Below are 20,698 nucleotides of genomic sequence, written 5' to 3'. Positions count from 1 at the left end.
CCCATCCCCGGGGTTCGAGCGAGGAGGTCGTGTGGACGCTGTCCTCGACGACCTCGCGCGGCACTGGTGGCTGTACGCCGCGATCCCGTTCGTCGCCGCGCTGATCGGCTACGTCACCAAACGCGTCGCCATCGAGATGATGTTCAAGCCGCTCGACTTCGTCGGGATCAAACCGTTCCTCGGCTGGCAGGGCGTGGTGCCCAAGCACGGCGGGCGGATGGCCGCCGTCGCGACCGAGTTGCTGACGTCGAACCTGCTGGACGTCAAAGAGGTCTTCCGCCGGATCGACCCGGCGATCATCACGCGCGAGATCGAGCAGCCGCTGTTGCGGGCCGTGGACGAGGTCGCCCGCGAAGTGCTCGAAAAGCACCATCCCAGGCTCTGGGAGGTCATGCCGACGATGGCGCAGGAGCTGCTGATCAAGCAGGTCCAGGCGTCGACGCCGCGGCTGGTGCGCGAGTTCATGGCGGAGATGACCGAGAACCTCGACGAGGTGCTCGACTTCCAGCACATGACCGTGCAGCGGCTCACCAGGGACAAGAAGCTGCTCGTCCGGCTGATCCGCGAGACGTCGCGGCCGGAGATGGCGTTCATCGCGCGCACGGGGATCTACTTCGGCTTCGGGCTCGGCGTCGTGCAGGCGATCGTCTGGGCGGTGACGAAGGAGCCGTGGGTGCTGCCGATCTTCGGCGGCTGCATCGGGCTGCTCACCGACTGGCTGGCGATCAAGCTGATCTTCGTGCCGCGCGAGCCGGTGCGGGTCGGCCGGGTGATCCTCCAGGGCAAGTTCCAGCGGCGGCGGGCCGAGGTCGCGCACCAGTACGGCGAGATGATCGCGAACGAGATCCTGACCGTGCCGAACCTGCTCGACGCCGTCCTGCGCGGGCCGCGGTCGGATCGGCTGTACGCGCTGGTCGAGCGGCTCGTGGCCCACGCCGTCGACGAACAGGCGAGCGTCGCGAAACCGATGGTCGCGATGGCCGTCGGCGGGCAGCGGCTGCAGGAGATCAAGCAGGCGGCCGCGCGGAAGGCCCTGGAACGGCTGCCGCCGACGATCCGCCACGCCGAGGGCTACCTGACCGAGGCGATGGACGTCGCGAAGATCGTCGAGCGGCGGATGCTCGGGCTGACGCCGCTGGAGTTCGAGGGACTGCTGCGCCCGGCGTTCCGGCAGGACGAGTGGAAGCTCATCGCGGTGGGCGGGCTCATCGGCTTCCTGGTCGGGGAGCTCCAGGTCCTTCTCATGCTCCACTGACGCCGGATCGCGATTAGGGGGCTAAACGCAAGTGCGCGCCGACCTGCGTTTAGCGGGCTAAACGCGATCCGGTGGGCGGAAGTGAGGCGTTCTCACATGCGGGAGACACGGGGTGATTACGGTGGAGGGGTGGCGTCCGAACCCCAGCAGCTGCCAGCCGTCCACGAGGCGTGGCTTCCGCGTGAGCACGCGTTGCACCGTCCCCGCCACGGTGGCAGGCAGCTGACCGCGCTGATCAGCGCGTTGCTGTTCTTCACCACCCCGGCCCTGCTGTGGGTGTTCGGCGTGCGGCCGGGCGAGATCGAGAACCACAAGCTCGCGAGCTTCCCCGGTCTGGACAAGGGCTGGGGCTTCTTCACCGACATGCCAGCCTGGGCCATCGACCAGCTGTCGTTCCGGCCCGGCGCGATCGCCGCCGCCGACGCGATCAGCCGCGGCGTCTTCGGCGAGGGCGCCCCGCTCGATCAGCCGCCACCGCAGCAGCAGGCGGGCCCGATCCCCGCGCCGCCGGCGCCCACGCCGTCCAAGACCGCGCCCACCCAGGGTCCGACGCCGAACGCCGCGTCCGGCTACCGCCGCGTCGTCCAGGGTCGTGACGGCTGGCTGTACTACGGCTACGACGCCGACGCGAAATGCGATCCGTCCCGTCCGCTGCCCGAGACGATCGACAAGATCAACGAGCTGCGGCGCGCGGTCGAGCAGTCCGGGCGGCGGTTCGAGTTCGTCGTCGCGCCGGACAAGTCGACGATGGTGCCGCAGTTCCTGCCCGACACCTACCCCGGCAAGGACTGCTCGCGTTCGGCCGAGGCGGTCACCTGGCACCGGATGCTCAAGGACGCCCGCGCGATCGACCTGCGTCCCGAGCTGCGCGCTTCCGAGGGCCGGGTGCAGCGGCCGGTCTACCCGCCCAACGACACCCACTGGGCCGACGAAGGCGCGCTGGTGATGACGCGCGCCATCGCGAACGCGATCAAACCGGGTGTCACGCGGACCTGGGTGAGCGTGCCTGTCGGCCAGTACGACACCGTCGCGGACCTGCCCCCGCTGATCAGCAAGCAGGGCACGAAGACGAACACGCTCTACAGCCTTCGCCCGGACGGCGTGGTCGAGCGCGCGGGAGAGCCGAACGGCGACATCGACAAGCCGGTGTACCGCACGGCGAGCCCGCTGATCGGGACCGTGGACGAGAAGATCCTGATCTACGGCGACTCGTTCACGAAGGCGTCTTCGCGGTATCTCTCGGGCGCGTTCACGAACCTGACGATGCTGGCGCACTTCACCCAGAAGACGTCGCAGGCCGAGGCCGTCGACGCTTTCGTGAACGCGAACGTCGTGGTCCTCGAAGCCGTGGAACGCAGTGTGGCCGGCGGTCAGCTCGCGTTCATCGACCCCGGTTTCCTCGAAGCGGTCAAGAAGGCGCTCGCCGAGCACCCGATCCGCTAGCGCACGGCGGGTTGCGCGGTCGCCGTCGGCTCGACGCGGACCCGCGAACTCCGGCCGCGCAGCCACGCGATGAGGCGGCAGACCAGGTAGATCACGAACGAGATCGCCGTGACGAACGCGCTCACCGGCTTCCCGGGCGCGAGCGACAGGATGATCCCGCCGAGCGCCGCGGTCTCCGCGAACACGATCGACAGCACGGTCGCCTTCCACGGGCTCGCCGTGACCCGCGCGGCCGCCGCGGCCGGGGTCACCATCAGCGAGACGACCAGCAGCGCGCCGACGATCTGCACGCCGAGCGCGCTCGAAATCCCGACCAGCACCGCGAAGATCAGCGAAAGCAGCCGAACCGGGACACCACGCGCCGCCGCGACCGCGGGGTCGACCGTGGCGAACAGCAGCGGCCGGTAGATCACCGCGAGCACCACCAGCACGACGACCGAGGCGCCGAGGAGCAGGTTCAGGTTGGTCGAGTCGATGGTGATGATCTGCCCGACGAGGATGCCGAACTTGTTGGCGCTGCGGCCTTCGTAGAACGACAGCAGCAGGACGCCCATGCCGAGGCCGAAGGCGAGGATCACGCCGATGACGGAGTCGCGTTCGGACTCCCGGCCGCCGAGGATCCCGATCAGCAGGGCGGCGATGACCGCGCCCGCGAGACCGCCGAGTTCGACGCCGACACCGAGCAGCAGCGCGCCCGCCGCGCCGGTGAAGGCCAGTTCGGCGGTGCCGTGCACGGCGAACGACATCCGCCGCATGACCACCAGCGGGCCGAGCACGCCCGCGACCAGGCCGAGGACGGCGGCCGCGAGCAGCGCGGTCTGTACGAAGTCGAGGCCGAGAAGTTCGCCGGTCAGGGCGAAATCGAACATCTTGTCCACGGTCTTACGAAACCTGTTCGTCGATGTGGTGGGGTTCGTCCTCGCACAGCGCGCTCTGCGCCCCGGCGACGTGGATCTGCCCGCCGACCTTGAGCACCTCGATCCGCGTGCCGTACAGCTCGGACAGCGTCTCCGAGTTCATCACCTCGTCCGGCTTGCCGACCCGGAACTGGCCGTTCACCAGATACAGCACCCTGTCCACATAGGACAGGATCGGGTTGATCTCGTGGGTGACGAACAGGACGGCGGTCTCGGCGGACCGCCGCCGCTCGTCGATCAGCTCACTGACCGCGCGCTGGTGGGCGAGGTCGAGGGAGAGCAGTGGCTCGTCGCACAGCAAGACCGCGGGGTCGCCGACCAGCGACTGCGCGACGCGGAGCCGCTGCTGCTCGCCGCCGGAAAGCCGCCCCACCGGCCGTTTCGCGTACGCCTGGGCGCCGACGGCCTCGATCGCCCGCGCCACCAGCTGACGTCGTTTCGAAATCCCGAACAGCCCGGTGCCCCACCGGTGCCCGTCCAGGCCGAGGCCGACCAGGTCCACCCCGCGCATCGTCAGGCCCTCGTCGAGGGCGCGCTGCTGCGGGATGTAGCCGATCCGCCGGTTCTGCCCACCGGGGCGCCGCCCCGCGATCTCGACCGTGCCCTCCGGCAGTCCCTGCTGGCCGAGCAGCACCTTGAGCAGGCTGCTCTTCCCGGAACCGTTCGGCCCGAGGATCGCGAGGAACTCGCCGGGCTCGACGTCGAGGTCGAGCCCGGACCAGAGGGTCCTGGTGCCGAACGCGAGGCTCGCCCCGCGGACACGGACCGCGGGGCGCGCTTCGGCAGGTACGGAGCTCACTACTTCAGCGCTCCCGCCAGCCCGTCGACTGCCTTGGTCATCCATGCAATGTAGTCGGTCACACCCTGGGGAAGCGTTTCGGTGACGTCGACGACCGCGATCCCGGCGGTCTTGGCGTCGCCGACGACCTGCTGGGTGACCGGGGTGGTGGTCTGCGCGTTGTTGATCAGGGCCTTGACCTGCTTGCCGGAGATCAGCTGCTTGACCTGGTTGAGCGCGGCGGCGGGCACGTCCTGCTCGGCTTCGACGGCCGCGGCGAAGGCGGGCGGGGTCGAGTCGGTGACCTTGGCGCTTTCCAGGAGGTAGTGCGCGACGGGTTCGGTGGCGACGACCTTGCCGCCCGAGGCGCCCAGCCCGGAGACCTTCGTCAGCAGCTCCTGGGTCTTGCCCTTGAACGCGGTCGCGTTGGCGGTGAAGGCGTCCTTCGACGCGGGCTGGATCTCGCCGAGCTTCGCGGCGACCTGGTCGGCGATCTTCTCGACGCCGGGCAGGCTGTACCAGACGTGCTCGTTCTCGTTGCCGGTCGCGGCGATGTCGACGGCGACCAGTTTCTGCGCGCCGGAGGCCTGGTCGGCGAGCTTCGAGAAGAACTCGTCGTAGCCGCCGCCGTTGGACAGCGTCAGCTTCGCGTTCTTCGCGGCGATGGCGTCGCTCGCGGTGGTCTCGTAGGAGTGCGGGTCGGCCGAGGGGTCGTGGATGATCGAGGTGACCTCTACCTTGTCGCCGCCGACGGCGGTCACGACGCTGCCCCAGACGTCGGTCGAGGCGACGACCTTGATCTTCTCGCCGCCCGGGTCCGCGGCGGAGGCGTTCTGCGAACCGGAACCCGCGGACGCCTTGTCGCTCGACGCGCAAGCCGTCGCGCCGAGCGCGAGGACGGCCAAGGCCGACACGGCCGCGAAAACACTCTTAGTACGGCGGGAATTCATTTACTGCACTCCTGCGGATGCCCAGGCCAGGTGTCCCAGATGCCGGGTAATGGAAACCGTTGTCAGATTCAACTGTACCCCATACGGCTGACAGAACCCGCTGTCCTGGTCCGAGCTGTACCCAGGGTCACTCTGAATCGAGACCTGCCACACGTCGGGTGATGCTTCTGCAAAACGTTCTGAACCGTTACGGTTTGCGGATGGGCCGTCCTATCCGCACCAGGAGGCAGGCGACACTGGCGTCGTTGGCCGCAGAGCTCGGTGTGTCGAGGACCACCGTCTCCAACGCCTACAACCGACCCGACCAGCTGTCCCCTGAGCTGCGCCGTCGTGTTCTCGAGACCGCGCGGCGCCTCGGTTATCCGGGCCCGGACCCGGTCGCCCGATCACTGCGGACGCGCAAGGCCGGCGCTGTCGGTCTTTTGCTCACCGAAAACCTCTCCTACGCTTTCCGCGATCCGGCAGCCGTCGGCGTGCTCGAGGGGCTCGCGCTGGCGTGCGAGGACGCGGGCGTCGGCCTGCACCTGGTCCCGGCGAGCCCGGGCCGCGAGGACGTCGCGGCCGTGCACCGCGCCGGCGTCGACGGTTTCGTCGTCTATTCGGTGCCCGACGACGACCCGCATCTGGGCGCCGTGCTGGAGCGCCCGGTGCCGACGGTGATCGTCGACCAGCCCCGTGTGGACGGCGTCGACCGGGTCGGCCCCGACGACGCGGCCGCGGTCACCGCCATGGCCGAACACCTCATCTCCCTGGGGCACCGGCAGATCGGCGTGCTGTGCATGCGGCTGGCCCGCGAGCGCAACGACGACTTCGTCTCCATCCAGCGGCAGAGCGCCGCGCACTTCCACGTCCAGCGGATCCGGCTGGAGGCGCTGGCCGCCGCGTTCTCGGCGGCCGGGGTCGACTGGGCGACGGTGCCGGTGGTCGAGCGCTTCGACCACACCGTCGACGACGGCGCGTCCGCCGCGCGCCAGCTGCTCGACGCGTATCCGCAGGTCACCGCCGTGATCTGCACTTCGGACATTCTCGCCCTCGGCGCACTGGCCGAGGCGGAACGCCGCGGGCTGCGCGTACCGCAGGATCTGACGGTCACCGGGTTCGACGGCATCACCGAGGCCGAACGCTCCGGGCTCACCACGGTCCACCAGCCGGTGCTCGAAAAGGGCAAGGCGGCGGGCAAGCTGCTGCTCAGCTCCGCCGACCGGGTCGGGCCGAAGGTCATCACCCTGCAGACGGAACTGCGGGTCGGCCGCACCTCCGCGCCGCCCCGGACGGCCGAGGAGCGCTGGTTCGGTCCGTGACGTACCCCGTAAAGCGTTGCTCTCACGGGGTGTGTCCGTTCAAATGGTCACGTGACCTCCATAGACGTACTTCTCAAGCGAAACCAGGAGCTCGGCGACGTCACTCCTGGTGACCGTTCGTCCCCGAGGCCATCACTCCAGGTGGCGGTGCTGACCTGCATGGACGCCCGGATCCGGGTGTTCGAGATCTTCGGCCTGCTGCAGGGTGAGTCCCACGTCCTACGCAACGCCGGCGGCGTCGTCACCGACGACATGATCCGCTCGCTCGCGCTGAGCCAGCGGAAACTGGGCACGCGTGAGGTGCTGATCGTCCAGCACACCGAATGCGGTCTTTCGATGGTGACCGAGGACGACTTCAAGGACGAACTCGAAGAGGCCTCCGGACTGCGTCCGACGTGGGCCGTCGAGGCGTTCCGCGAGGTCGAGGACAGCGTGCGCCGGTCGGTGCAGCGCGTCCGGCGCAGTGACTTCCTGCCGCACACCGACAACGTGCGCGGCTTCGTCTACGACGTGAAGACGGGCCACCTCACGGAGATCGCGTAATCCGCTTCCCTAAGCTGACCGGGTGGGCGTCGACGCGGATGTACTGACCGGATGGTTCGACGAAGTCGGGCGCGACCTGCCCTGGCGTGAGCCGGAATGCACCGCCTGGGGCGTGCTGGTCAGCGAGATCATGTTGCAGCAGACGCCGGTCGCGCGCGTCCAGCCGATCTGGCTGGAATGGATGGCGCGCTGGCCGGTCCCGTCGGCGCTGGCGGCGTCTTCACAGGGCGAGGTCGTGCGCGCCTGGGGCAAGCTCGGCTACCCGCGGCGCGCGTTGCGGCTGCACGCCGCGGCGGCCGTCATCGCCGCGGAACACGGCGACGTCGTACCGTCCGATGTGGACACTCTGCTCGCGTTGCCGGGCATCGGCGCGTACACCGCGCGCGCGGTCGCGGCCTTCGCCTACGGCAAGCGGGCGCCGGTGGTGGACACGAACGTCCGGCGCGTGGTGGCCAGGGCGGTGCACGGCGCGGGTGACGCCGGGCCGCCGTCGAACACCCGCGACATGGCCGACGTCGAGGCGCTGCTGCCGCCCGCCGACGCGCCCGCCGCGAAACTCTCGGCCGCGCTGATGGAACTGGGCGCGCTCGTCTGCACCGCTCGCTCGCCACGCTGCGCGGACTGCCCGATCTACGACGACTGCGCCTGGCAGCGCGCGGGCAAACCCGCCTACGCCGGTCCCGCGAAACAGGTCCAGAAATTCGCCGGCACCGATCGCCAGGTGCGAGGACTACTGCTCGACGTCCTGCGCGGCAGCGAAGGCCCGGTCGAGAAGGCGCGGCTCGATCTCGTCTGGCACGAATCCGGGCAGCGCGACCGGTGCCTCGACTCCCTGCTGGTCGACGGCCTGCTCGAACAGACCGGGGACGGTCTGTTCGCACTCCCCGGCGAACACTAACGCATTACGACAAAAGTTGGTCAATGGTTGTCATCGGCGCGATGGCGGGTTAGTTTTCCGGCCAACGCGCATGATGGGAGTTACGCCCGTGGCCGACTTCGACCGACGTACCGCGCTCAAGGGCGGCCTGACGGTAAGCGCCGTCGGGCTACTGGGGACGACGACAGTTTCCGCCGCAGTCGCGGCGCCTGGGGCAGTGCAGGAACCGACGATCCACGACACGGCTGCCTGGGGTGCCCGGCCGCCGAACGGGGCGATCGAGGTGCAGGACCACAAACCGACGTACATCGTCGTGCACCACACGGTCGATCCGGGAAACGTCACCGACTACACACTCGAACACGCCTACTGGGCGTCGCGCTCGATCCAGAATTTCCACATGGACACCCGGGGCTGGGTGGACAGCGGCCAGCAGTTCACGAACAGCCGCGGCGGGCACATCACCGAGGGGCGGCATCGCAGCCTGGAGATCCTGCGCGGCGGCAAGCAGCACGTGCTGGGCGCCAACGTGGGCAACAACAACAGCACCTGCATCGGGATCGAGAACGAGGGTCTCTACAGCAAGGAAGACGTCACGCCCGCGCTCTGGGACTCGCTGGTGAAGATGGTCGCGTACATCGCTTCGCAGTACGGGATCTCGCCGGAATTCATCAAGGGGCACCGGGACTTCAACTCGACCGAATGCCCGGGGACCGTGCTGTACAACCGGCTTCCGGAGCTGCGCACCGCGGTCGGGAAACTCCTGGGTTCCGCTTCGCCGAAGGCCGATCTACCGGAGTGGCCGCTGCTCAAGCCCGGCGACGCCGGGCCGAGGGTGCGGGTGGCCCAGGAGCTCCTGCGGGGACGCGGTTTCGCCGTTCCCGTCGATGGCGTGTTCGGCCAGTCCACAAAGGACGCCGTCGCCGCGGTGGCGGCACGGAACGGACTGGAACGCGACGCCTGTGGTGCGACCATGGCGACCGACGAGACCGGGTTCCTCGGCTCCGACGTCTGGCCGCTCATCGTCGGGTCGGGCACTGATCTGCGGGCACTGAAAGCACGACTCGCCGGCTGAACAGCAAGGGCGAGAGGACCAGAAGGGCGGCGCACCAAGGGAGCAGGGATGTCCCCAGCGGAAGCAGCAAGCCGCCGACGAGGGCTCCACCGGCGACGGCGCCGTTCCAGGCCGCGATCGTGAGCGACTGGGCGGCGTCGGCGGTGGGGCCCGCGATCAGCGCGGTGACCGCCTGGAACGCCGTCGGCGCGCCGCCGAACGCCAGTCCCCACAGGCAGGCGGCGGCCAGTACCAGACCGTGGAGGCCGTCGCTGAGTCCTGTCAGGACGATTCCGGCGGCGGTCAGGGCGGTGCAGGACACCAGGACGGCGCGCGGATGCCGGTCGAGCGCGGAGCCGACGGCCAGCAGCCCGCCGACCGCGGCACAGCCGAACATCAGCAGCGCCGTGCCCAGCATCGAAGCCGCGTCGAGGCCCACGAGCACCGGGCCGATGTAGGTGTAAGCCACGTTGTGCCCCAACGAGAACAGCGCCACCGTCGCCAGCACGGGACGCATCCCGGGCAGTCTCGACGCGGCCCGCGGCCGGGTGTGCCCCGACGGGTCCGCGGGCACGGCGGGCACCGCGACGAACACCCACACCAGCAGCGGCACGGTGATCAGCGCCATCACGGCGAACGCCCAGCGCCAGCCCGCCAGTTCGCCGAGCGCGGTCCCGGCCGGGACGCCGAGCGCGAAGCCGATCGGGGTACCGGACATGGCCACGGCCAGCGCGCGTCCGGTGAGTCCCGGCGGGGCGAGGCGCATCGCGTATCCGGCGACGAGCGACCACATCACCCCGGTCAGCGCCCCGGAAACGACCCGCGTGGCGAGGATCAGCGGGTACGACGAGGACACCGCGATCACCAGGTTGGTGACCAGGAAGCCGGTGATCAGCGCGAGGAGCAAGCGTTTGCGCGGCACCCGAAGGGTCGCGGTGGTGAGCGGGATGGCGGTGAGCGCGGTGGTGATGGCGTAGACCGTCACCAGCTGCCCGGTCACCGACGGGGAAACACCCAGATCCGCGGACATGCCCAGCAGCAGCCCGGCGGGCAGCACTTCGGTGAGGCAGCCGAGGAAGACCGTCGTCGTCAGCGCGAACAGCGCCGGGAAGGGCAGCATGCCTCGACGATCTCTTCCCCGCCCCGGCGCGGATAGTCCCCGGCGGTCATGCCACCGCGTTATCGGCCCGGATAACCCCGCGGCATGACCGGCTGACACTGCCGCGCGCGGCGCGGGCGTACGCACGATGGCCGGGCATCCTCCCCCGTAGAGAGAAGGCCCGTTCATGACCGTGCGGATTCGGTGGCAGGAGCCACTGTGCACCGCGTTGCTCGCCACCACGATGATCGGCACCTGCCAGGCTTCGACGGCGGCGCCGGCACCCGGCAGCGACGGGTACGTGCACGTCTCGCCCGACGGCACCGTCCTCGGCCCCGATACCTACTACCCGAAGGACGGCAACGGCGGCTACGACGTCGACAAGTACTCGCTCGCGCTGGACTACGCGCCGTACGCGATGCTGTTGAGCGGCAAGGCGACGATCACCGCGACGGCCACCCAGGACCTGAGCCGGTTCGACCTCGACCTGCGCGGTCTCACCGTGCGCTCGGTCTCCGTCGACGGAGTCGCCGCGACGTTCCGGCGGGTGGGCGAACACGAGCTGGTGATCACCCCGAAGACCCCGCTGGCGTCGGGTCAGCGGTTCACCGTGGTGGTCGGTTACGACGGGCGGCCGGAGCCGCTCACCACGGCGCGGGGCCGGGTCGGCTGGCTGGCCACCGCCGGTGATTCCGCCGTGGCCACCGGCCAGCCGCGGTCGGCGATGACCTGGTTCCCCGTCAACGGCACCGAAGTCGACAAGGCGACCTTGCGCGTCTCCGTCACCGTCCTGGACGAGTTCTCCGTGATGGGCAACGGTTTCCAGGTCTCCGACGTGCCGGCGGGCGCCGGACGGCACACCGTCACCTGGTCCGAGGAAACCGCCCTCGCGCCGAGCACCGCGATGCTCGGCATCGGGCGCTGGGAGGTCGAGCGGATCACGCTTCCCGGTGGCCGGACCGCGATCAACGCCTACCACCCGTGCGCCGTCGACAAGCGCAAGATCGGCGGGAAACTGCCGGAGGTGCTGGAGTTCCTCACCGGGAAGTTCGGCGACTATCCGCAGTCGGCGGCGGGCGGGCTGTTCCTCGACCGCTCCCTCGGCTACACGCACGGCGCCCAGACCCGGCCGGTGTACGGCCGCACGGCGACCGTCGCCGATCTGGTGTACGCCACCGCGTACCAATGGTGGGGAGCCGGGTTGAGCGGCAAGATGTGGCGCGACACGCTGATGCCCGAGTCCGTCGCGCAGTACGCGGTGTGGCTGTGGGACGAGGCGAAGAACGGCGTCGACCTGGACCGTCGATATCGCGACACGGTGACCAAGGTGGGCGACGACGCGGCTTTCTGGGCGCCCAAGCTCACCGATCCGGGCAAGGGCGCCGAATTCGCGCCCACCACCAAGGCGGTGCTGATGGTGCACGCGCTGCGGCGGCTGATCGGTGACGACGCGTTCTTCCAGATCATGGCGGGCTTCCCGGCGATCAACCCGCAGGGGAACCAGAACTGGCACGACTTCGAGCTCTACGTCTCCGCGATGACGCAGCGCGACCTCGGCGAGTTCAACGCCGCGTGGCTGGACGGCACGGTCCGGCCGCCGGACGCGCTCCTCTACCCCGGGCGGTAACCGGCGATCTCGCGTGACTGGATGGACGACACGCGTGACGGGATGGACGACACGCGTGATCGGACGGACGACTCGCGTCAGGCCCCGGCCGGGCTCGTGTCGTCCATTCAGTCACGCGTGTCGTCCGTCTGATCACACGTGGCGTCCCGGCAGGAGGGCGTTGTGAAAGCCACTTTCGCAACACTGGGCGCCGGGCGGCACTGGGTCGAGGGGTCGTGAGCGGTAAGGACGGTTAGAACCGTCCTTACCGCTCACGGGTCCTGTCCAGGTAGGCGGCATAGACCGGAGCGGTCCTCGCCTCGGCCCAGTACGTCTCGACGACGGCGGAGATCAGCTCGTCCTGCCGCCCCGCCACGAAGGTCTCCCGGTTCCAGGCCAGAATGTGCCTGCGCGGCAACACACCCCCGCGCAGCGGCCGGGTCACGATGCCGTCGTCGCACGGATCGCAGATCGGCTGCGACAGGCCGATCGCGCCGGCCTTGACCACCAAGAGCGCCACCTGCTGCGAAGTCACCTGATGAGTGACCGTCGGGCTGAAGCCGTGCCGCGCGCAGGTGTCGGCGAAGTACTTCGTGAACGTGGCCGCCGAGGAGTCGGACACCATCACCCACGATTCGTCCCGCAGCTCTCGCAGGTCGATGCTTTCCCGGCTCGCCAGCGGATGGTCTTTCGGCAGCAGGACGAAGGTCGGCTCGGTCGCGACCACCGCGGTGTCCACGCTCGCCGGGATTTCGAGCTCGTAGCCCGGATAGTCCTTGACCAGCCCCACTTCCGCGCGCCGCTGGGCGAGCAGTGGCAGCAGCCGCTCGGGATGGTCGTCGTGCACGACCTGCACCTCGGAGACCTCCGGCCAGAGCCGGGTCACCAGCGACGGCAGATACGCGACCAGCGCGCTGGCCACCGCCACCACCCGGACGACGTCGGGCGGGCCGCTGGGACAGACGCGTTGCTCGATGTCTTCGAGCAGTTTGTCCAGCTGTGGCAGCAAAGCGGCGGTCCGGCGCAGCAAGAGTTCGCCCATCGGCGTCGGTTTGGCACTGCCCTCGCTCCGGTCGAACAGCTGGTAGCCCAGCATGTTCTCGAGCCGTTTGAGTTGTGCGGACACCGCGGGCTGGGTGACACCGAGAGCGATCGCGGCACGGGAAAGGCTTCCCGTGTCCGCGATCGCCCGGATCACCCTCAGGTGGTGGACATCCAGCTGTACGACGTCGAACTCCTTTGTCACGAACGGGTTTTCGACCCGCCGGAAGAAGTCATCACCGCGGGAACCGCCGCGGTCGTGGTCCGTCTGCCGATAAGAATATACAGGAGAAAAGCACCGAGAACGGAGTTAACCGTGGCTATTCCCCACGGCAGCCAGATTCCCACCGCGGCCCCGGCAGCCCAGCAGATCAGCGCGGCCGGAACCCAGGCCGGGCAATTCGACGGCAGTTCGCCGGACGCGCGGGTGCTCTCCAAGTCCGGTTTCCAGCGCCGCACCACGTAGTACTCGGCGATCACCACTCCCGCCACCGGCGGCGTGAGCACACCGACCCAGGTCAGGAAAGTGGTGAAGTGATCGAGAATTCCGATCGCCGAAAGAACCGTCCCGAGTCCGCCGAGCAAAAGGGTCGCGGTGGTGCGGTCCAGCCGCCGGGACAGCAGCACCTGCACGGTGTTCACCAGCCCGAGCGAGGACGAGTAGAGGTTCCAGTCGTTGATCTTCAGGATCGCGGTGACCAGGATCAGCGTGCCGAGCACCCCGGACGACGACGTGATGATGCCGACCACGTCGGCGCTTTTCGCCGCGTGCGCGAGCAGCACGCCGATCAGGCCGATCAGGTACTGGCCGAGGGTGACGCTGACCAGGGTCTGCTTCACGACGTCGGACGCGGTCCGGTTGTAGCGGGTCATGTCCGGGGTCATGATCGCGCCCATGATGAACGCGCCCGCCACCAGTGTGGTGCCCTGCGCCAGGGACATCGACGGCCCCGGCGGCGGTTCGGTCGTCAACGCGGACAGCGAATGGCCGCCGAGCGCGGAGATGATCGAGTACCCCGCCAGCGCGAGGAAGGCGGGCACCGTGAGGTACGCCGTCCAGGCCATCGCGTGGAAGCCGAACACGACGATCGCGGTGACCAGCGCGCCGCCCGCGAGCGCCCACACCCACACCGGCGGGCCGCCCATCAAGGAGTGGAGGCCGTGGGCGAACACGTCGTTCTGCACCCCGAACCAGCCTGCGAGGCTCAGCGTCATGAGGAGCCCGACCAGCGAGGATCCGCCGGTGCCGAAGCCGGCCCAGCGCGCGAGCACCGACGTCGACAGCCCCTCCCGGGTGCCGGCGATGCCCATCAGGATGGTGATGATCTCCAGCAGCACCGAGCCGATGGTGATGGCGAGGACCGCGTCCCAGAAGGTCATGCCGAAGCCGAGGACGGCGCCCAGCAGGAACTGGTGGAACGAGGAAACCTGCCCGAACCGTTGCAGCGCGACGGAAACCCACGAGTAGCGGCGTTCGGCGGGTACCCGGCGCAGGGAGAAGTCGTCGTGTTCCACGCCTCACTCCGCCCGTTCCGCTACGGCTTGTTCCGGGACGGCCTGTTCGAGGACGACGAAGCCTTGACCCGGCAGCGGCCGCCACGAGAGTTCGCCGCGGTAGAGCCGTTCGAGGAACGGGACCCGCTGGTGATAGGCGAACACGGAACTGCCGACGCCCGCCACGGCGACGGTGCCGACGAACATCGGCAACTCGGCCAGGAAGTACCGGACCGCGCTGCGCAGCTGGTCACGCGTGGGGTGCTGGCCTTCGGGCAGCCGCCGGTCCAGCACCCAGCCCGTGGCGCCGAGACAGTGTTCGGCGAACTCCGGGTCCAGGGCGAAGCGCAGGTGCGCCTCGGAAAGCAGGCCGAGATACGCGGGATCGGTTTCGAGCACCGTGGCGTCCAGGATCAGCGTGTGCGGATCCGAAGGGCAGACCTGCTGCAGCGCGCGGACGATCTTGTTGCGCGTGTAGTTGCCCTGCCGCTGCGCCTTCTGCGCGGCGCGGATCGGATCGTAACCGAGCGCCTCGAGGGTGAACGCGGACGGACCGTCCGGGACGAAGAAATGAAAACCGGTGAATGCCGACATGGCCCAGCGGGCGAGATCGGCGATCCGGTCCACCGTGAAATAGCTGTTGAACGGACTGATGCCGATGCAGACGTGCTCGGCTCGCGCCAGTGGGTCAGCGCAATGCTCCGTGAGCGGCAGTGGTCGTAGCAAGACGGCTCCTGATTCGCGGATAATGCGGGGAGAAGAGGCGTCGACCGAAGGTAGCCACGGCGAGTGACCACCGGTATTGCCGACCGTGGTTGTCATCGCGTTATAGGAATTCGAAAATCTTTCGTATGTGCGCCACAACGGTGAAAGCGGCGCGACCTTCGGAGGTGCCGGACAACGGCGGGGCGCGGTATACGAAGTCATGGAGATTCAGGTTCGGCATCTTCGCGTGATTTGTGAGATCGCTGCCTCCGGAAGCCTCAACCGTGCCGCCGCCGGATTGGGGCTCGGGCAGCCGGCGCTCAGCCACCAGTTGCGCCGGATCGAGCGGATGGTCGGCGGCTCGCTGTTCCACCGCGACCAGCACGGGGTGCGGCCCACCGAACTCGGCGCCCTGATCCTGCGGCGCGCCAAGGCGATCGTGCTCACCTTCGACGAACTGGAGCACGACTTCCACCGTCAGGAGCCCGAGACGGGCGAATCGATGAGGATCGGCTGGAACGACAGCGCCATCACGGGTTCGCTGCTCGCCGGGCTGCGCGATCTGAGACCCGGGGAACCGTTTCGCACCCGCGCCGACACCTCACGCACGCGACTGCTCGCCCAGGTCGCGAACCGGGGCATCGACCTCGCGCTGATCATGATCTGCGGCCGCCGCGGCCTCCCGGTGCCGCCGGAGGTGCGGACCCTGACCCTGGTCGAGGAACCGTCGTTCGTCGCGGTCCCCGCGGAACACCCGCTCGCCGGCGAAGAGGAGATCGAACTCGCCGAACTGGCCGGGGAGGACTGGATCGTGTCGAGCGGCGGCGACGGTTGCCGCGTGGTGTTCCGCGAAATGTGTCTGGCGCACGGTTTCGACCCCAGGATCACTCACGACGTCGACATCGACACCGCGCGGGAAGACCTGGTCAGCGGCGGGCACGGCGTCGGGCTCGTCCAGCCGACCCGGCCACCGTCGGACGGCCTGTCCATCCGGCCGCTGGCGGGGGCGCCGATGTGCGTGCGGCACGTGCTCGCCTGGCGGGAGGACGGCCCGTGCGCGCCCGGCGTCGCGGAACTCGCCGACGAGGCCACGGCGGGCTACTGGCGGCTGGCCGAACGGACGGCGCCGTACCATGCCTGGCTGCACCGCCACGGCAGGCTGGCCGCCGGATAACGCTTCGGCATGGACGTGCGGCACTAGAGCGTGTCCCGGGAGACGGCCGACGATGGGAATCGTCAATCGAGGTCGTCTGAGAAGGGGCACCATGCTGCCGTTGATCACTCGTACGGAACTGCTCTCCCGAATGGAGGCCGGCACGGTGGTCGTGGTCGACACGATGCCGGTCGCCTATTTCGAAAAGGAACATCTTCCCGAAGCACGCAACATTCCGGGGTTCCCGTACGAACAGGCCGCCGAATTCACCGATCACCTGGCACCGACGGTGCTTCCGGACAAGACCGCCGAGATCGTCGTCTATTGCGCGAACACGCCGTGCCGCAACAGTGAATTCGTCGGACGGCGCCTGCTGGAGCTCGGATACACGAACGTCCGCAAGTACCGCGAAGGCATCGAAGACTGGGTCGGCGGCGGACTGCCGACCCAGTCTTCGTCCTGAGTGGACTTCCCCGCGAAGGAGATCGTCTTGTCCAAGACCAAACGGATCGTCTGCGTGCTGGCCGGTGTGCTGGCGCTGATCACCGGTTTCGGCAACGGCGCGGCCTCGGCCGCACCGTCGCCGGCGGCCGAGAACGTGATGACGGTGACCTCGGGCAACTACGCCGAGGTCATGAACATCTCGAAGCAGAAGCTGGTCATCATGGACTTCGGCGCGACCTGGTGCCCGCCGTGCCGTCAGATGAAGCCGGTGATCGAACGGCTCGCCGGCGAGTACGGCGGCAAGTTCCTGCTCGGCGAGGTCGACGTCGACCAGAGCAAGGACCTGTCCACGAAGTACAACATCCGGTACCTGCCGACGCTGGTCGGTGTCCGCAACTCCGCCGAACTCCCGTCCGCGCGGAACATCGGCTACCCGGGTGAGACGAAGCTGCGCGCCTGGATCGACGCTCAGCTGAAGAAGGGCTGACCGAGGACGTCGGAGAGAAACGCCTCGACGGCACCGAGGTAGGTCTCCGGCGCTTCGTCGTGCACCACGTGCCCGGCGCCTTGGACGACGATGTGCCGTCCGAGGCCGCCGGGCACGCGCGCGGCCAGCTCGGCCTGCTGGCCGGGCGGCATCGCCGTCCGCTCGCCTTCGATGGCGAGCAACGGGCATTTGACGCGCTCGACGAACTCCCAGAAATCCCGCCGCCCCCATTCCGCCGCGATCTCGTACAGATCGGATAGCGACGCGATCAGGTGGTAACCGTCTTCCCGTTCCTCGACGCATTCGATGAAGTAGTCGCCGGTGTCGCCGAAGAATTCACGCACGTGGGCCAGGGAGCGGAACGGGACCGGCCAGGAGTCGAAGTAGCCGCGCCAGGTGTCCACGGTCCGGCCGCGCTGGTCCGGCGCGAAGTCCTCGCAGACCACGGCGCGGACCAGTCCGGGATGCGTGGCCGCGGTCACCCACGCGTGCAGGCCGCCCATGGAATGTCCGATCAGGATCGCGGGTTCGCCGAAGGTCCGCAGCACCTCGGCGACGTCGTCGGCGAACCGTTCGGTGCGCCAGGGCCCGCCGCGTGGCCCACGGCCGTGACCACGCGCGTCGAGGCCGTGGACACGCCCGTACGGTTCGAGCCTTCGCGCGACCCGCCACCACGTCGTCGCCCTGCCCATCAGGCCGTGCAGGAGGACGATCGGCGGTCCGTCACCGCCGAAAGTGATCAACCCGTCGCGCTGAATCACCACTAAGCTCCCCTCCATGCGCAGCCGTGTCCCCGCCGCCGGTCTGGTCCTGGGGGTCGTCTGCGCCCTGATTATCGGGTGCAGTGCCGATCCTCCCCCGGCGGCGCCCCCTCCGCCGCCGCCGATGAACCCGGCGCCGGGCGCTTCGGGCGCGGGCGACCCGTACTACCCGATGGACGGAAACGGCGGCTACGACGCCGTCGAATACCAGGTCGGGATCACCTATGACCCCGCGAAAGGGCGTCTCGACGGCGACACCACGGTGATCGCGAAAGCGACCCAGGACCTCGATCGGTACAACTTGGACTTACGCGGCCTGACCGTCCACTCCGTCGAAGTGGACGGGAAACCGGCCAAGTTCGCCCGCGAAGGCGACTTCGAGCTGGTGGTGACGCCCGCCGAGCCGATCCGGAACGGGACCACCTTCCACACGAAGGTCCTCTACGGCGGCGACCCGTCGGTGACCCCCAAGGCGGGCGGCAGCGAGAACGGCTGGCAAAAGTCGAAGGACGGCGGCGCGTTCATCGTCGGCGAGCCGCATTCGGCGTCGTTCTGGTACCCGGTCAACGAAACCCCGCGCGACAAGGCGATGTTCACCCTCACCGCCCGGGTGCCGGACGGCTGGACCGTCATCTCGAACGGCCGCGAGATCCAGAAGACCTCGGCGAACGGCTGGTCCACGACGTCCTGGCAGGAGCGAACGCCGGTGGCGCCGTATCTGACCACGGTGGCGATCGACAAGTTCACCGTCGACCGGATGGCGCTCCCGGACGGGACGCCGCTGGTGAACGCGTACGCGCCGGGCGCGGAGGACCGGCGCGACACCGGCAGGCGGCTGCCGGAGATCATCGGCTTCCTGACCTCGAAGTTCGGGCCGTACCCGGTGGACGCGGCCGGCGGGATCTACCTCGACGAGGACATCCACTTCTCGCTGGAGACGCAGACCAGGCCGACGTACGCGAAATGGGCCGACCTGATCACCGTCGTGCACGAAACCGCACACCAGTGGTTCGGCGATTCGGTGACGCTGAATTCGTGGTCCGACATCTGTCTCAACGAATGTCTCGCGTCCTACGCGCAATGGCTGTGGCAGGAATCGCGGGACGACGAGAACCTCGACGACCGCTACCGCGCCGCGCTCGAGATCATGCGGAACAGCCCGGATTTCTGGACGCCGAAACTGGTCGGCATGGGGGCCGGGCAGGAATTCCACGGCGTCTACGACAAGGGGATCCTGGCCATCCACGCGCTGCGGCGGAAGATCGGCGAAGGCGCTTTCGCGCGGCTGCTGAAGGAATGGCCGGCGGCGCACCGGAACGCCAACGCGTCGTGGGCGGATTTCGAGGCGTTCACCATCAAGCTTTCGGAGCAGAACCTGCGGCCGTTCTTCGACGCGTGGTTCCACGGCACGACGATCCCGCCGGACGCCGAACTCCTGCCGGGCACCCTCCGCGGCTGAGACCAGCGCATTTAGCAGACGAAATGCGGCAGTTGTGAAAGTGGCTTTCACAACACTCGAAGCCGGCAGTTGCCACTCACGACCCACTCGAGGGGTCCGAGACCGGCGCGTTTAGTCGGCTAATTGCGGCGTGGGGTAGTCCGGCAGGTCGATGCCGTTCACCACGTCCCGCATCTTCCGCGACGCCAGCGCGGCGACCGGCTTGAGCCGCATCAACCGCATCATCAGGTACCGCATCCGCAGCGCGGCCCGCGACTTCGCGAAGATCGACGCCGCGTTGTCCCGCCCCATCTCCTGCGTCTTCTCGACGAACTCGCGCATGACCGCTTCGTAGCGCTTGAGCCCCGTGTCGAGGCCGGCCGCGAGTTCCCCGGCGAGGACGTACGCGCCGACGAACGCCAGGCTCGTCCCCTGCCCCGAGAGCGGTGAAGGGCAGAAGGCGGCGTCGCCCAGCAGCCCGATCCGGCCGCGCGACCACGACTCCATGATCACCTGCGCGCACGAGTCGAAATAGAAGTCGGGGGCGTCGTCCAGCCGTTCCAGCAGCCAGGGCGCCTCCCATTCCATCCCGGCAGCGAAGCCCCGGACCAGCTCCTTCTGCGCTTCGACGTCGCGATAGTCGTAGTCGACCTTCTCCGAAGCGAACCCGAAGTAGGCCATCGCCTCGTCGCCGTCGCGGATGCCGCGGATCCCGGCGGACCGGCCGACGTCGTCGTAGCCGATCGCCCAGTTCCGCAGGCCGAGCCGGTTCGGCACGGTGAAGAACGCCAGGTACGAGCCCAGGTGCCGGACGTGTCGGGACTCCTCGCCGAAGGCCAGCGCCCGCACTCCCGAATGCAGCCCGTCCGCCCCGATGACCATGTCGAACGTCCTCCGCGCACCACTCGCGAAGGTGACGTCGACGCCGTCGGCCCGCTCGTCCAGCGCGGTGATCCGGTCGCCGAAGACGTACTCCGTCCGCTCCTTGGTCGCCTCGTACAGCACCTCGGTCAGGTCGCCGCGGAGGATCTCGATCTCGGCGACGACGCCGTCTCCGTCGAAGTCGTCGGCCCGGATGGTGGCCTTCGTGCGGTTCTTCCGGTCGACGAGGGTCTCGCCCTTCGTGTCCGTGCACGCCTCGCGGATCCGTTCGGCCAGGCCCATCCGCCGGACGACCTCCTTGGCCGTTCCGCGCAGATCGACGGCCTGGCCGCCGGGGCGCAGCGAAGGCGCGCGCTCCACGACGGTCACTTCGAAGCCGTACCGGGTGAGCCAGAAGGCCAGGGCCGGGCCGGCCACGCTCGCTCCGGAGATGAGGATCTTCGTGTCAGCCATCCCTGGGAAGGTCCCAC

The 20,698-nt window shown here is 68.8% G+C and carries 20 protein-coding genes; 11 read left to right on the top strand and 9 right to left on the bottom strand.

The features are described 5' to 3' along the window. Window positions 1-31: 31 nt before the first annotated feature. Window positions 32-1,255 (top strand): DUF445 domain-containing protein, encoded by a 1,224-nt coding sequence (locus tag B0293_RS00780; protein WP_005165306.1) that lies wholly within the window; start codon window positions 32-34, stop codon window positions 1,253-1,255. A 129-nt stretch (window positions 1,256-1,384) separates the two neighbouring features. Next, entirely contained in the window at window positions 1,385-2,698 is a 1,314-nt protein-coding gene (locus B0293_RS00775) for an alginate O-acetyltransferase AlgX-related protein (RefSeq protein ID WP_039919379.1), read from the top strand. Here the strand turns inward: B0293_RS00775 and B0293_RS00770 are convergent. The 3 genes from B0293_RS00770 to B0293_RS00760 are packed head-to-tail and all read right to left on the bottom strand — an operon-like array spanning window position 2,695 to window position 5,343. Next, a complete protein-coding gene (locus B0293_RS00770) occupies window positions 2,695-3,576 on the bottom strand; it encodes a metal ABC transporter permease (RefSeq protein WP_005165312.1) in 882 nt (293 codons plus the stop codon). The genes B0293_RS00775 and B0293_RS00770 overlap by 4 nt on opposite strands. Window positions 3,577-3,580: 4 nt before the next feature. Next, entirely contained in the window at window positions 3,581-4,414 is an 834-nt protein-coding gene (locus tag B0293_RS00765; protein WP_005165313.1) for a metal ABC transporter ATP-binding protein, read from the bottom strand. Further along, window positions 4,414-5,343 (bottom strand): metal ABC transporter solute-binding protein, Zn/Mn family, encoded by a 930-nt coding sequence (locus B0293_RS00760; protein ID WP_005165315.1) that lies wholly within the window; start codon window positions 5,341-5,343, stop codon window positions 4,414-4,416. Before B0293_RS00760 ends, B0293_RS00765 begins: the two co-directional genes overlap by 1 nt. Window positions 5,344-5,543: 200 nt before the next feature. Here B0293_RS00760 and B0293_RS00755 point away from each other — a divergent pair, with 200 nt between their 5' ends. The 4 genes from B0293_RS00755 to B0293_RS00740 all read left to right on the top strand — a co-directional run bounded on the left by B0293_RS00755 (window position 5,544) and on the right by B0293_RS00740 (window position 9,139). Beyond that, window positions 5,544-6,644, top strand: coding sequence for a LacI family DNA-binding transcriptional regulator (locus B0293_RS00755; RefSeq protein ID WP_005165317.1), 1,101 nt, complete (start codon window positions 5,544-5,546; stop codon window positions 6,642-6,644). A gap of 51 nt (window positions 6,645-6,695) precedes the next feature. Then, the gene (locus B0293_RS00750) at window positions 6,696-7,187 is read left to right on the top strand and encodes a beta-class carbonic anhydrase (protein ID WP_039919380.1); all 492 of its coding nucleotides are present in this window, start codon (window positions 6,696-6,698) and stop codon (window positions 7,185-7,187) included. 22 nt (window positions 7,188-7,209) lie between these two features. Next, on the top strand, window positions 7,210-8,085 hold the full coding sequence (locus B0293_RS00745) for an HhH-GPD family protein (protein ID WP_005165321.1): 876 nt from the start codon (window positions 7,210-7,212) through the stop codon (window positions 8,083-8,085). 88 nt (window positions 8,086-8,173) lie between these two features. After that, a complete protein-coding gene (locus B0293_RS00740) occupies window positions 8,174-9,139 on the top strand; it encodes a peptidoglycan recognition protein family protein (protein ID WP_085939736.1) in 966 nt (321 codons plus the stop codon). Here B0293_RS00740 and B0293_RS00735 read toward each other — a convergent pair. Further along, window positions 9,084-10,238 carry an MFS transporter gene (locus tag B0293_RS00735; protein WP_005165325.1) on the bottom strand — a complete coding sequence of 385 codons (1,155 nt, stop codon included), beginning with the start codon at window positions 10,236-10,238 and terminating at the stop codon, window positions 9,084-9,086. The two genes, B0293_RS00740 and B0293_RS00735, sit on opposite strands and share 56 nt — an antisense overlap. 166 nt (window positions 10,239-10,404) lie before the next feature. On the opposite strand from B0293_RS00735, the gene B0293_RS00730 reads away from it, so the two are divergent. Next, complete coding sequence (locus tag B0293_RS00730; RefSeq protein WP_005165327.1) at window positions 10,405-11,844, top strand: M1 family metallopeptidase; 1,440 nt, start codon at window positions 10,405-10,407, stop codon at window positions 11,842-11,844. A 244-nt stretch (window positions 11,845-12,088) separates the two neighbouring features. On the opposite strand, the gene B0293_RS00725 is transcribed toward B0293_RS00730, so the two are convergent. The 3 genes from B0293_RS00725 to B0293_RS00715 are packed head-to-tail and all read right to left on the bottom strand — an operon-like array spanning window position 12,089 to window position 15,084. Continuing rightward, window positions 12,089-13,069, bottom strand: a complete 981-nt coding sequence (locus tag B0293_RS00725; protein WP_005165329.1) for a LysR family transcriptional regulator — start codon at window positions 13,067-13,069, stop codon at window positions 12,089-12,091. After that, a complete protein-coding gene (locus tag B0293_RS00720; protein WP_005165331.1) occupies window positions 13,066-14,379 on the bottom strand; it encodes a purine-cytosine permease family protein in 1,314 nt (437 codons plus the stop codon). The genes B0293_RS00725 and B0293_RS00720 overlap by 4 nt, the downstream gene beginning before the upstream one ends. 3 nt (window positions 14,380-14,382) lie before the next feature. Next, the gene (locus tag B0293_RS00715) at window positions 14,383-15,084 is read right to left on the bottom strand and encodes a tRNA-dependent cyclodipeptide synthase (protein ID WP_039919381.1); all 702 of its coding nucleotides are present in this window, start codon (window positions 15,082-15,084) and stop codon (window positions 14,383-14,385) included. Between the two features lie 226 nt (window positions 15,085-15,310). Here B0293_RS00715 and B0293_RS00710 point away from each other — a divergent pair, with 226 nt between their 5' ends. The 3 genes from B0293_RS00710 (at window position 15,311) to B0293_RS00700 (ending at window position 17,147) form a co-directional block, all read left to right on the top strand. Continuing rightward, entirely contained in the window at window positions 15,311-16,237 is a 927-nt protein-coding gene (locus tag B0293_RS00710; RefSeq protein ID WP_245192084.1) for a LysR family transcriptional regulator, read from the top strand. A 91-nt stretch (window positions 16,238-16,328) separates the two neighbouring features. After that, window positions 16,329-16,679: a rhodanese-like domain-containing protein gene (locus B0293_RS00705; protein ID WP_039919383.1), complete on the top strand. Its 351-nt coding sequence runs from the start codon at window positions 16,329-16,331 to the stop codon at window positions 16,677-16,679. A gap of 27 nt (window positions 16,680-16,706) precedes the next feature. After that, window positions 16,707-17,147, top strand: a complete 441-nt coding sequence (locus B0293_RS00700; protein ID WP_039919399.1) for a thioredoxin family protein — start codon at window positions 16,707-16,709, stop codon at window positions 17,145-17,147. On the opposite strand, the gene B0293_RS00695 is transcribed toward B0293_RS00700, so the two are convergent. Continuing rightward, window positions 17,129-17,926 carry an alpha/beta fold hydrolase gene (locus B0293_RS00695; RefSeq protein ID WP_085939737.1) on the bottom strand — a complete coding sequence of 266 codons (798 nt, stop codon included), beginning with the start codon at window positions 17,924-17,926 and terminating at the stop codon, window positions 17,129-17,131. The two genes, B0293_RS00700 and B0293_RS00695, sit on opposite strands and share 19 nt — an antisense overlap. Between B0293_RS00695 and B0293_RS00690 the strand changes: the two genes are divergently transcribed. After that, window positions 17,925-19,367, top strand: coding sequence for a M1 family metallopeptidase (locus B0293_RS00690; protein ID WP_039919385.1), 1,443 nt, complete (start codon window positions 17,925-17,927; stop codon window positions 19,365-19,367). The two genes, B0293_RS00695 and B0293_RS00690, sit on opposite strands and share 2 nt — an antisense overlap. A gap of 111 nt (window positions 19,368-19,478) precedes the next feature. On the opposite strand, the gene B0293_RS00685 is transcribed toward B0293_RS00690, so the two are convergent. Next, entirely contained in the window at window positions 19,479-20,681 is a 1,203-nt protein-coding gene (locus tag B0293_RS00685) for an FAD-dependent monooxygenase (protein ID WP_005165347.1), read from the bottom strand. Between the last annotated feature and the right edge of the window lie 17 nt (window positions 20,682-20,698).

Source organism: Amycolatopsis azurea DSM 43854 (assembly GCF_001995215.1).
GTDB lineage: Bacteria > Actinomycetota > Actinomycetes > Mycobacteriales > Pseudonocardiaceae > Amycolatopsis > Amycolatopsis azurea.
The sequence above is the reverse complement of the archived record's forward strand: the minus strand, read 5'-3'. Positions and strand labels throughout refer to the sequence as shown.

Coding starts and splice junctions, on each gene's coding strand:
- B0293_RS00760 (WP_005165315.1), bottom strand. CDS start 5,343: ATGAATTCCCGCCGTACTAAGAGTGTTTTCGCGGCCGTGTCGGCCTTG.
- B0293_RS00755 (WP_005165317.1), top strand. CDS start 5,544: ATGGGCCGTCCTATCCGCACCAGGAGGCAGGCGACACTGGCGTCGTTG.
- B0293_RS00735 (WP_005165325.1), bottom strand. CDS start 10,238: ATGCTGCCCTTCCCGGCGCTGTTCGCGCTGACGACGACGGTCTTCCTC.
- B0293_RS00730 (WP_005165327.1), top strand. CDS start 10,405: ATGACCGTGCGGATTCGGTGGCAGGAGCCACTGTGCACCGCGTTGCTC.
- B0293_RS00705 (WP_039919383.1), top strand. CDS start 16,329: ATGCTGCCGTTGATCACTCGTACGGAACTGCTCTCCCGAATGGAGGCC.
- B0293_RS00690 (WP_039919385.1), top strand. CDS start 17,925: ATGCGCAGCCGTGTCCCCGCCGCCGGTCTGGTCCTGGGGGTCGTCTGC.
- B0293_RS00695 (WP_085939737.1), bottom strand. CDS start 17,926: ATGGAGGGGAGCTTAGTGGTGATTCAGCGCGACGGGTTGATCACTTTC.
- B0293_RS00685 (WP_005165347.1), bottom strand. CDS start 20,681: ATGGCTGACACGAAGATCCTCATCTCCGGAGCGAGCGTGGCCGGCCCG.